Below are 6,611 nucleotides of genomic sequence, written 5' to 3'. Positions count from 1 at the left end.
ATCCGGTGGTTACAGCAGTCTTCGGTGGAGCGGTAGTTCAGTCGGTTAGAATACCTGCCTGTCACGCAGGGGGTCGCGGGTTCGAGTCCCGTCCGTTCCGCCACTTATTAAGACACTAAGCCTGCCTTCTGGGCAGGCTTAGTGGTAACAAGATTTAGGGGCGTAGCTCAGTTGGTAGAGCACCGGTCTCCAAAACCGGGTGTCGCGAGTTCGAGTCTCTCCGCCCCTGCCATATAGAATCCTTTGCTTCGGCAAAGGATTTTTTTTGCCTGAAGATCGACCATATTCACTCATGTCTATGTTAGGCCAGCATCCTTGCTGCCTCATTTCCTAATCCAGAATATTGATTTTCAACAGATCTTTTATCTGTGACTGCTTGTCGCTATTTTGCAACCAAATGGCATAAAGTGGCCGGGAGAGCGCCGTAGAATCGGTGACGGTATGTAGCTCCGGTTTGTTATCTGCCCAGCGCGTAGGTAGCCAGGTACAACCCTTTAATAGAGGAAGCTGCTGGCACGCAATCTCTGCGGAACTGGTCGTCAGCTGAGGAACGTCGTCACTGGCGATCAATCCGCTCTCGTGCTGCTGAAAATCCGGCCCCCATTCTAAACGTAGGTAGTTAAGATCGGCTTTCACCATTGATGGCGCTGAGGCATAAAGCGCAAGACCGAACTGCCCAACGATCTGGCTGCTAAATTCGTCCATTTTAGGCGCTTCTGTCGTAATCAGAAGATCCAGCTGGCGTTCATGAAGTTGCTTAACAAGCGACTGGCGCTGCGCAATTCTCGCTTCAAACTGCAGATGGGTATGCGACCTGTAGAGCCGCGTAAGCCATTGACTCAACATGCATTCCCATAGCGATGCGCTTGCGCCAATTGAAAATTCATTGTGTCTGGAAGTATGCGCCACCTCCTTTCGGGCGGCCTGCCAGGTATTCATCAACGTTTCGGCATAGGGCAACAGTTTTTCACCGGCTGGGGTCAGGCGAATGTTGTTACGATGGCGGGTGAAAAGATTGACACCCAATTGATTTTCCAGCTGTCGAATACGAAAACTGACCGCTGACTGCGTAAGATAAAGGGCTTCAGCTGCTCGCCCAAAGTGACGCGTTCTGCTCACTTCGAGGAAAGTTTTTAGCAATTCCGTATCCACATCCTTCTCCACAAAATTATTTGTCGTTATGATTTAAATGTTTTGTTTTACACTCTGTCAAGCGTAACTAATACTCCGCGCCATAAATAGCTCGGCCAAAGAATTAGGAGCGTGTAGGATGGCGGAAAGCTTTACGACGACTAATCGTTTTTTCGACAATAAACATTATCCGCGCGGGTTCTCTCGTCACGGCGATTTCACCATCAAAGAGGCTCAGCTTCTTGAGCGCCATGGTTATGCCTTTAACGAGCTGGATCTGGGCAAGCGTGAGCCAGTAACTGAAGAAGAAAAGCAGTTCCTTGCTGTTTGCCGTGGAGAGCGTGAGCCGGAGTCTGAAGTAGAACGCGTATGGAGCAAGTACATGGCTCGCATCAAGCGTCCGAAACGCTTCCATACGCTGTCCGGCGGTAAGCCGCAGATGGAAGGTGCGGAAGACTACACCGAGTCTGACGACTGATTGGATGCGAAAAGGGGCTTCGGCCCCTTTTTTTATGCCAGCATCTTTTGCAGGTGCAACAAAAGACGATCGATCGCGCGATAGCTTAGCGCCTCCTGTAGATGACGTCTTTCAATATCAGGGCTTGCTTCAACGTCAGCGATAGTCCTGGCAACCTTCAGTAATCGCTGCCAGGCCCGGATAGAAAGGCCAAACCGCGATAGCGTTTCCTCAAGCCAGGCTGCATCCTCCGGCGTGAGGTGACAGTACTTCCGAATTCCTCCATTATCCAGCCGAGCGTTCAACACATGCTGGCGTGCATACTGACGAGCCTGCGCTGCGATAACTTTCTCGCGCACCGAAACCGTTCTTTCCCCCTGAGAATGTGTTTGTCGAAGCAGGCCCGGCGGCGGCAACGGGATCTCAAGCGAGAGATCAAACCGGTCAAGAAAGGGGCCGGATAACTTACTCAAATAGCGTAGCGTTTGCTCGGGCGTACAGCGGTTATGATTCCCCTGATAATGTCCCGTAGGGCTAGGGTTCATCGCGGCTACAAGCTGAAACTGCGCAGGGTAGCTGATCTTCGCTCGCGTGCGGGAGATATGAATCTCCCCCGATTCAATGGGCTCGCGCAGAGCGTCCAGCACGCGGCGCTCAAACTCCGGCAGTTCATCGAGAAACAGAATGCCGTTGTGCGCCAGCGAGATTTCACCCGGTGCGGGAATTGATCCTCCGCCAACCATGGCCGTCAGCGAGGCGCTGTGGTGTGGCGAGCGAAATGGGCGACGCCGCCACTGTTTTTGCAGCGACACCGTGCTGACCAGGCTGAATATCGCCGCGCTTTCCAACGCTTCCCGGTTATTAAGCGGCGGGAGCAGTCCGCTCAGCCTGCTGGCCAACATAGTCTTACCCGTGCCCGGAGGGCCTATGAGCAAAAGGTTGTGCCCGCCTGCGGCAGTAATCTCCAGGGCGCGTTTACCTTGCTCCTGCCCCATAATATCGCTGAGGTCCTCTGACGCCTCCGGCAGACGCTCATCACTCTCTTCCGGTTCCTCCAGCTCGTGTCGCCCTTCCAGGTAAGCGCATACCTCCTGCAAATGCCCGGCTATCAGACACCCTTTCTCGGCGATTAGGCTCACTTCTGACGCGTTCTCATTCGCCACGATAATCTGTCGCCCGGCCCGGATTGCCTCCAAAGCACCTGATATTGCGCCAGGAACGCCTCTTAGCGAGCCTGTAAGCGCAAGCTCGCCCACGAACTCATACGAGCCTAGCTGCGTTGTATTAAGCTGCTCAGAGGCCGCGAGAAGCGCAATGGCGATAGGTAAATCATATCGCCCACCCTCTTTAGGCAGATCGGCCGGGGCGAGATTGATGGTTATCTTCTTTGCCGGGAAAGAATAACCGCTGTTGATGATCGCGCTGCGCACCCGGTCCCGGGCCTCCTTGACCGTCGTTTCGGGCAGGCCGACCAGGGTTAATCCCGGCAGTCCATTGCTCAAATGCACCTCAACAGAAATTAGTGGTGCCTTCACGCCCAGCGCCGCTCGCGTATAAACAACTGACAGAGACATAATGCCCTCCTTGTGGCGTTACTATGCCCGTGCCCGTTATCTATTTTTATCGTCATTTTCAGCCTTTACGAGGCGCGTTCGTGATTTTTAGCGTCCTTTTGCAAAATTTGCATTTCCCTGGGATCGCCCTCGCAAAGGCGTTTTGGGCCGCATTTCGGCAGGCCAGAGAGGAATAAAAAAATGAAAAAAATTCATTTTCTATTTTCCTTATATAAAACAAAGATTTTCAGGAAAATAATTCGCTGGCTAAACAAAAAGGTCATAAATAAATCTTGTGCTTATTTTAAAAACTGTGATACCTCTTTAGGTATTCCTTCGAACAAGATGCAAAAAGAACTGAAAATGACAGCCCTTCTACGAGTGATTAGCCTGGTCGTGATTAGCGTGGTGGTGATTATTATCCCACCGTGCGGGGCTGCACTTGGACGAGGAAAGGCTTAGAAAACAAGCCTTAACGAACTAAGACCCCCGCACCGAAAGGTCCGGGGGTTTTTTTATGACTAAAAAACGTAAATGAGGAGCAGAGAATGAACGCTAGCACAAAATTCTGTTTCTCCCGATTTATGACGGGGAACTAACTATGAATGGGGCACAGTGGGTAGTACATGCGTTGCGCGCGCAGGGAGTCGAAACCGTATTTGGTTATCCGGGCGGCGCAATTATGCCGATTTACGATGCATTGTATGACGGCGGCGTGGAACACCTACTGTGTCGGCACGAGCAGGGGGCAGCGATGGCGGCCATTGGCTATGCGCGCGCTACGGGCAAAACCGGCGTCTGCATGGCCACCTCCGGGCCGGGCGCAACCAACCTGATCACCGGCCTGGCCGATGCGCTGCTTGATTCCGTTCCCGTGGTCGCAATCACCGGCCAGGTGGCGTCTCCCTTCATCGGCACCGATGCCTTCCAGGAGGTGGACGTGATTGGCCTGTCGCTGGCCTGTACCAAGCACAGCTTTCTCGTTCAGTCTCTGGAAGAGCTGCCGCGCGTGATGGCGGAAGCCTTCGACGTCGCCAACTCAGGCCGCCCCGGCCCGGTTCTGGTCGATATCCCGAAAGATATTCAGGTTGCGCTGGCCCAGCTGGAGCCGCATTTCTCCACCGTCAAAAACGATGATGCATTCCCGCATGCAGAGGTGGAAGAGGCGCGTCAGATGCTGGCGCAGGCCAAACAACCGATGCTGTACGTGGGCGGCGGCGTGGGTATGGCCCAGGCGGTGCCTGCTCTGCGCGAATTTATTGCCGTCACGCAAATGCCCGCCACCTGCACGCTGAAAGGGCTGGGGGCGGTAGACGCACAGTACCCGTATTATCTGGGGATGCTGGGAATGCACGGCACCAAAGCGGCAAACCTGGCGGTTCAGGCGTGTGATTTGCTCATCGCCGTGGGGGCCCGTTTTGACGACCGCGTCACCGGCAAGCTGAATACCTTCGCGCCCAATGCCAACGTGATCCATATGGATATCGACCCGGCGGAGATGAACAAGCTGCGTCAGGCGCACGTCGCGCTGAAGGGCGATCTGAACGCGCTGTTGCCCGCTTTGCAGCAGCCGCTGGAAATCAACGCATGGCGCCAGCACGCCGCCGATATGCGCGCCGAACACGCGTGGCGTTACGACCACCCCGGCGACGCCATCTACGCCCCGCTCCTGTTGAAACAGCTGTCCGAGCGCAAGCCCGCAGACAGCGTGGTCACCACCGACGTGGGCCAGCATCAGATGTGGTCAGCCCAGCATATGACCTACACCCGCCCGGAAAACTTCATCACCTCCAGCGGCTTAGGAACCATGGGCTTCGGCCTGCCTGCGGCGGTTGGCGCGCAGGTGGCCCGCCCGAACGATACCGTTATCTGCATCTCCGGCGACGGCTCGTTCATGATGAACGTTCAGGAGCTCGGCACCGTGAAGCGCAAGCAGCTGCCGCTGAAGATCGTGCTGCTCGACAACCAGCGCTTAGGGATGGTTCGCCAGTGGCAACAGCTGTTTTTCCAGGAACGCTACAGCGAAACCACGCTCACCGACAACCCCGATTTCCTCACCCTGGCCAGCGCGTTCGGTATCCCTGGCCAGCACATCACCCGTAAAGACCAGGTTGCAGCGGCACTCGACGCCATGCTGTCCAGCAAAGGGCCTTACCTGCTTCATGTCTCAATCGACGAGCTTGAGAACGTCTGGCCGTTGGTACCGCCAGGTGCCAGTAACTCACAAATGATGGAGAAATTATCATGATGCAGCATCAGGTCGCCGTGCAGGCTCGCTTCAACCCGGAAACTTTAGAACGCGTTTTGCGCGTGGTCCGTCATCGTGGCTTTCAGATTTGCTCTATGAATATGGAGACGGCCACCGATGCCCAGAACATTAACATTGAATTAACCGTTGCCAGTCTGCGGCCGGTCGACTTACTGTTTAGTCAGTTAAATAAGCTGGTAGACGTTGCCCATGTTGCCATCTGCCAGAGCACAACCACATCACAACAAATCCGCGCTTGAGCGTGACAGGAAGAGAAAATGACGACGAAAAAAGCTGATTACATTTGGTTCAACGGTGAGATGGTTCGCTGGGAGGACGCGAAAGTCCACGTGATGTCCCACGCGCTGCACTACGGCACCTCCGTGTTTGAAGGTATCCGCTGCTACGATTCTCACAAAGGGCCAGTGGTGTTCCGCCATCGCGAACACATGCAGCGTCTGCATGATTCAGCCAAAATTTATCGTTTTCCGGTCTCTCAGAGCGTTGACGAGCTGATGGAAGCCTGCCGCGAGGTGATCCGCAAGAACAACCTGACCAGCGCCTATATTCGCCCGCTGGTCTTCGTGGGCGACGTGGGTATGGGCGTTAACCCGCCAGAGGGTTATACCACCGATGTGATCATTGCCGCGTTCCCGTGGGGCGCTTACCTGGGAGCCGAAGCGCTGGATCAGGGGATCGACGCCATGGTTTCCTCCTGGAACCGCGTTGCGCCAAACACCATCCCGACCGCCGCGAAAGCGGGTGGTAACTACCTTTCCTCTCTGCTGGTCGGTAGCGAAGCGCGCCGCCACGGCTATCAGGAAGGCATCGCCCTGGACGTCAACGGCTACATCTCTGAAGGCGCAGGGGAAAACCTGTTTGAAGTAAAAGACGGCATTCTGTTTACTCCGCCGTTCACCTCTTCCGCGCTGCCGGGCATTACCCGCGACGCCATCATCAAGCTGGCGAAAGATCTCGGTATCGAAGTGCGCGAGCAGGTGCTGTCCCGCGAATCCCTGTATCTGGCCGACGAAGTGTTTATGTCCGGTACCGCGGCTGAAATCACGCCGGTTCGCAGCGTCGACGGCATCCAGGTGGGCGAAGGCCGCTGTGGGCCAATCACCAAGCGCATTCAGCAGGCCTTCTTTGGCCTCTTCACCGGCGAAACCGAAGACAAATACGGCTGGTTGGATCAGGTTAATCACTAAGCATAAATTTGGGA

The 6,611-nt window shown here is 55.1% G+C and carries 8 protein-coding genes and 2 tRNA genes; 8 read left to right on the top strand and 2 right to left on the bottom strand.

Annotated elements, in window-relative coordinates; all coding sequences use genetic code 11:
* The first annotated feature begins 26 nt into the window (after window positions 1-26).
* Together AB8804_RS18135 and AB8804_RS18130 are read left to right on the top strand one after the other, a co-directional pair.
* Window positions 27-103, top strand: a tRNA-Asp gene (locus tag AB8804_RS18135).
* A gap of 53 nt (window positions 104-156) precedes the next feature.
* Window positions 157-232, top strand: a tRNA-Trp gene (locus AB8804_RS18130).
* A gap of 98 nt (window positions 233-330) precedes the next feature.
* Here the strand turns inward: AB8804_RS18130 and hdfR are convergent.
* Window positions 331-1,152, bottom strand: a complete 822-nt coding sequence (gene hdfR / locus AB8804_RS18125) for an HTH-type transcriptional regulator HdfR (RefSeq protein WP_371188628.1) — start codon at window positions 1,150-1,152, stop codon at window positions 331-333.
* Window positions 1,153-1,270: 118 nt separating this feature from the next.
* Here hdfR and AB8804_RS18120 point away from each other — a divergent pair, with 118 nt between their 5' ends.
* The gene (locus AB8804_RS18120) at window positions 1,271-1,609 is read left to right on the top strand and encodes a DUF413 domain-containing protein (protein WP_112012658.1); all 339 of its coding nucleotides are present in this window, start codon (window positions 1,271-1,273) and stop codon (window positions 1,607-1,609) included.
* 32 nt (window positions 1,610-1,641) lie between these two features.
* Here AB8804_RS18120 and AB8804_RS18115 read toward each other — a convergent pair whose 3' ends face one another.
* Window positions 1,642-3,162, bottom strand: a complete 1,521-nt coding sequence (locus AB8804_RS18115) for a YifB family Mg chelatase-like AAA ATPase (RefSeq protein WP_371188625.1) — start codon at window positions 3,160-3,162, stop codon at window positions 1,642-1,644.
* A 342-nt stretch (window positions 3,163-3,504) separates the two neighbouring features.
* Between AB8804_RS18115 and ilvL the strand changes: the two genes are divergently transcribed.
* The 5 genes from ilvL (at window position 3,505) to AB8804_RS18090 (ending at window position 6,597) form a co-directional block, all read left to right on the top strand.
* Window positions 3,505-3,603: an ilv operon leader peptide gene (ilvL, locus tag AB8804_RS18110; RefSeq protein WP_001311244.1), complete on the top strand. Its 99-nt coding sequence runs from the start codon at window positions 3,505-3,507 to the stop codon at window positions 3,601-3,603.
* Between the two features lie 86 nt (window positions 3,604-3,689).
* Complete coding sequence (gene ilvX, locus AB8804_RS18105) at window positions 3,690-3,740, top strand: peptide IlvX (RefSeq protein ID WP_112012665.1); 51 nt, start codon at window positions 3,690-3,692, stop codon at window positions 3,738-3,740.
* Window positions 3,741-3,742: 2 nt separating this feature from the next.
* Entirely contained in the window at window positions 3,743-5,389 is a 1,647-nt protein-coding gene (ilvG, locus tag AB8804_RS18100; RefSeq protein ID WP_371188623.1) for an acetolactate synthase 2 catalytic subunit, read from the top strand.
* Window positions 5,386-5,649, top strand: coding sequence for an acetolactate synthase 2 small subunit (ilvM, locus tag AB8804_RS18095; RefSeq protein ID WP_371188621.1), 264 nt, complete (start codon window positions 5,386-5,388; stop codon window positions 5,647-5,649). The genes ilvG and ilvM overlap by 4 nt, the downstream gene beginning before the upstream one ends.
* Before the next feature lie 18 nt (window positions 5,650-5,667).
* Entirely contained in the window at window positions 5,668-6,597 is a 930-nt protein-coding gene (locus AB8804_RS18090) for a branched-chain amino acid transaminase (RefSeq protein ID WP_371188619.1), read from the top strand.
* Window positions 6,598-6,611: the final 14 nt, after the last annotated feature.

The sequence above is a fragment of the Enterobacter sp. KBR-315C3_2022 genome (assembly GCF_041399425.1).
Lineage (GTDB): Bacteria > Pseudomonadota > Gammaproteobacteria > Enterobacterales > Enterobacteriaceae > Enterobacter.
This window is presented reverse-complemented; position numbering and strand designations above follow the sequence as displayed.